Origin of the sequence: Streptomyces solincola (assembly GCF_002982015.1) — a bacterium.
Classification (GTDB): Bacteria; Actinomycetota; Actinomycetes; order Streptomycetales; family Streptomycetaceae; genus Streptomyces; species Streptomyces solincola.
Genome location: NZ_PVLV01000688.1, coordinates 1 through 2632, shown reverse-complemented (window position 1 = coordinate 2632; position 2632 = coordinate 1). Strand labels below are relative to the sequence as shown.

General features: G+C 76.0%; 1 protein-coding gene and 1 pseudogene. Both read right to left on the bottom strand.

The window, feature by feature from the left end; translation table 11 throughout:
* Positions 1–1457 (bottom strand): annotated as a pseudogene (locus C6N75_RS29320) (hypothetical protein); the annotation flags it as partial.
* Positions 1457–2485, bottom strand: a complete 1029-nt coding sequence (locus tag C6N75_RS29315) for an SMI1/KNR4 family protein (protein WP_105871863.1) — start codon at positions 2483–2485, stop codon at positions 1457–1459. The gene C6N75_RS29315 and the pseudogene C6N75_RS29320, both read right to left, overlap by 1 nt.
* Positions 2486–2632: the final 147 nt, after the last annotated feature.

Here is a 2632-nt window from a genome sequence, read left to right as displayed (position 1 = left end):
GTGGCGGGTGGGCCGGGCGGAGGCGGCGGCGTGGCGCCTGCCCGCTCCCCGCCACCCTGCGGGGGCCCGTCCGGACCGAGCTGGGAGACGAGCTGCGTCGGCGCGTACCCTCCGGCGGGCGCACCAGCGCCCGTACCGGCACCGGTACCGGACCCGGAACCGCCGGACGTGGACGCCGGACCGGCCGCGCCGGCCTGGCCCGGCTGCCCGATCCCGCCGGCGTCGCCCGGCTGACCGGTCTGACCGGTCTGACCGGTCTGACCGGACCGCGCCCCGGGAACGCCCGGCACCCCGGGCGGCGGCGGAGGCGGCGGGGTCGCCGAACGCCCGCCCCGCGACCCGCGCGCGCCACGCGGCGGCGCGGTGGCCTTGCTGGTGGCCGCGTCCGCGATGTCCCCGGACGGCGTCCCCTCACCGGTCCGCAGCAGCGGCGCGACCGCGGTGTGCGGCAGCCGGCTGCCACCCGACATCAACGCGGTCGGCGCGTCCGGGCCCACCGCGGGCGGCGGGGTGTCGTCGTCGTCCGACCCGGACAGCGGCGGCGCGAACACCGTGGCCGGCAGCTCGGCCGGACCCTCCTCCGCCGCACCGGGCGCGTGCACATCACTCCACGGCGCGGGCGCGGGCGTGCCGCCGTCCGCGCCCCGCTCGGCCGACGGAGGCCGCTGCCCCGGCGCCGGCCAGGAGATCCCCGACCCCGAGTCCGGCCCCGCCGGCCCTCCGGCCGACGGCGCGTCCGCGGTCGCGTCGGCCCGGACCGCGTCCGTGTCGGCCCGGACCGCGTCCGCCTCCGCCCGGACCGCGTCCGCGGGGACGGCGACCGGAGCCGCATCCGCCGGCACCGTGCCGGCGGGAGACGCATCCCCCGGCACCACATCCGCAGGAGACGCGTCCACCGGGGCGACCGAGGCCGGCGGTACGGCGTCCGCGAGGCGATCGGCCTCGGCGTCTCCACCCGCCTCCCGCGCACCCTCCACGGTCGCCGCGGCCTCCGCCGCGTCCCTCACATCCGCCGTGTCCATCACCTCCGCCGCGTCCGCCGTATCCGCCCCGTCTGCCGTGTCCGCTCGGCGGTCCGGCACGCCCATCCGGTCCGCCGCGTCCTGCAACCACTCCGGCGGCGTCAGCAGGAACGACGTCTGGTTCAGATCGATCCGCTCCGGCGCCTCCGCCGGCTCCCCGGCAGCCGCGCCCGCCGGCGCCCCGTACTCCTCCTCGTACCGCCGGATCACCTCACCCACCGGCAACCCCGGCCACAGCGACACCTCGCCGCCGTCCCGCGCGATCACCAGCCGCTGACGGCCCCCCGACGACACCGGACCGCCCTCGCGGTCCTCCGCCCACACCACGAAACCCAGCCCGAACTCCCGCACCCTCACCTCACGGTGCTGGTACGCCGGCACATCGCCGTTCACCCACTCCTCGGCGCGCTCCTGCGCCTGCGCGAACGTCACCATCAGCCCGTCACCCCGTCACCCTCGCCCGACACCGCCACGACCCGGGCGAAGCCACCGTCCACCATCAGCCGCGCCACCGTCTCCAGCTCCGGCGGCTCACCCGCCAAGCGCTCCAGGAACGCGTCGAAGTCCTCCCCGCACGGCAGCAGCAGCCGCTCCACCCGCTCCCGCACCGACCAGCCGTCCCGGTCCCGCGCGTCGTCATACGGACAGAACCACACCGATCCCACGTCCGCGCCGCCCCGCACCTTCACCGCCAGCAACCCGCCCTGCACGAACGCCACCCCCAGGTAGTCCTTGGTCAGATGGTCCCGCAGGCACTTGTTCACATAGACCAGATCGTTCACCGCGGCCTCGTCCCGCACCGTGAAGAACGGCTGGTCCACCAGCACGCCCAGCTCCGGGTCCAGCGCCGCCCCCACCGGAGCGCACCCGCCCGCCGCCTTCAAGAACGCCCGGTACGACTCCGGCAGCCGGTAGCCCAGATCCTCCTCCACGCCCTGCACCTGCGACTCCGACACCGACACCCCCGCCCGCGGCAGCCCGAAATGCGCCGGACGCACCTCCTGCAACGGACGCGTCCCCCGCTTGCCCTGGTCCACCGCCGCCGTCGCCACCCCGCCGTGATGCCGCAGCAGCGCCTTCACCTCCACCGGCACCAGCTCAAGCCGCCGCGAACCCGCCACGTGATGCCACGTCCAACCGTGCGGCGTCGTCACCGGCGACAACGCCCCCCACCACTCATGACCCGACAGCGCCAACGCCACATTCGCCGACACGTAGTCCGTCAACCGCAGCTCGTCCACGCCGAAACCCTCCGGCGGCTCCGCGATCTCCACCGCCGCCCGCGCGAACGGCGAGAAGTCCGGAAAGCCCGAAGCATCCACCCGCACCCCCGCCGGATACCGGCCCGCACGCACCGGATCCGGAAAGGACACGACCTGCCCGGCGTACCCCGCGTTCGGCGGCACCACCGGCGCGTCCGGAGCGGCCGGCGCGGAACCCTGCCCGAGCCCACCTGTCGTCATGGCGGTTGCCCCCTGCTGCTGACACGGCTGCTGTCCGCACAGCCTAAGCCGTGCCCCGACACAGCAGACCAGCCCACCGCACCCGTGACCAACCGTCACCTCCGGGTGACCCCCCAGCCGCCATCCGACACACCCACCACACCAAAC